Source organism: Stenotrophomonas sp. P5_A8, assembly GCF_056400545.1.
In genome coordinates this window covers 1-1,093 of record NZ_JBFULB010000580.1, presented here as the reverse complement: position 1 = coordinate 1,093, position 1,093 = coordinate 1, and the positions used below count along the sequence as shown (strand labels likewise).

Sequence of the window (1,093 nt, the reverse complement as noted above, 5' to 3'; positions counted from 1 at the left end):
GCAAATGACCGTTACCGAGCCCACCCCGAAAGCCGCAGAAGCCATGACCAGCGTACGTATCATCACTGTCCCGGCCGACCGGGCAGGGCAACGCCTGGACCACTTCCTGCTCGGCCAGCTCAAGGGTGCACCGCGCAGCCTGATCTACAAGCTCGTCCGCAGTGGCCAGGTCCGGGTCAACGGCGGCCGCGCCAAGGCAGAGCGCAAGCTCGAGCCCGGCGATGAGGTGCGCGTGCCTCCGGTCCGTCTCAATGAAGAAGGAGATAAAGCCGGTCCGCCCGCCGCGTTCATGAAGCGGCTGGAAGATGCCATCGTGTTCGAAGACGATCGGCTGCTGGCGCTGAACAAGCCGTCCGGCGTGGCCAGCCACGGCGGCAGCGGGATCAGCTTCGGCGCGATCGAAACCCTGCGCGCGCTGCGGCCCGGCAAGACCCTGGAGCTGGTCCACCGGCTGGACCGGGACACGTCGGGGCTGCTGATCGTGGCAAAGAAGCGGTCGGCGCTGAGCGAGCTGCAGGCGCTGCTGCGTGAAGACCACGGCTCGGGCATCCGCAAGCACTACCTGACCCTGCTGGTGGGGCGCATGCCCGACGGCACGATGACCGTGGACGCGCCGCTGCATGTGGGGCTTCGCCAGGGCGGCGAGCGTCACGTCCAGGTCAATCCGATCGGCAAAGAATCGATCAGCCACTTCAAGGTCCTGGAGCGCAAGGGCGGGCATTCGTACTGCGAGGTGCGCATCGAAACCGGCCGCACCCACCAGATCCGCGTGCACGCCCAGCATCTGGGTCATCCGGTGGCCGGTGACGACAAGTACGGCGATCCGGACGTCAACAAGCGCCTACGTGACCAGATCGGGCTGAAACGCCTGTTCCTGCACGCGGCCTCGCTGGAGTTTTTCCTCGACAACGGCAAGACCCCGTACCTGCTCAACGCGCCGTTGGCCGACGAGCTGGCCGAGGTGTTGAACCGCCTGAAATAAACCCCAGGTACCGGCCGTCGGTTGACGGCCAACGGTAGTGCCGGCCGCTGGCCGGCTCCCCGCATGCCCCAACCAAACGCAGCCGGCCAGCGGCCGGCCCCGATCAGGAGC

Annotated in this window: 1 protein-coding gene; it reads left to right on the top strand. The window is 67.0% G+C overall.

Annotation, left to right across the window (positions count from 1 at the left end):
- Positions 1-4: 4 nt before the first annotated feature.
- Positions 5-982 (top strand): RluA family pseudouridine synthase, encoded by a 978-nt coding sequence (locus tag AC1DQP_RS20820; RefSeq protein WP_478052473.1) that lies wholly within the window; start codon positions 5-7, stop codon positions 980-982.
- Positions 983-1,093: the final 111 nt, after the last annotated feature.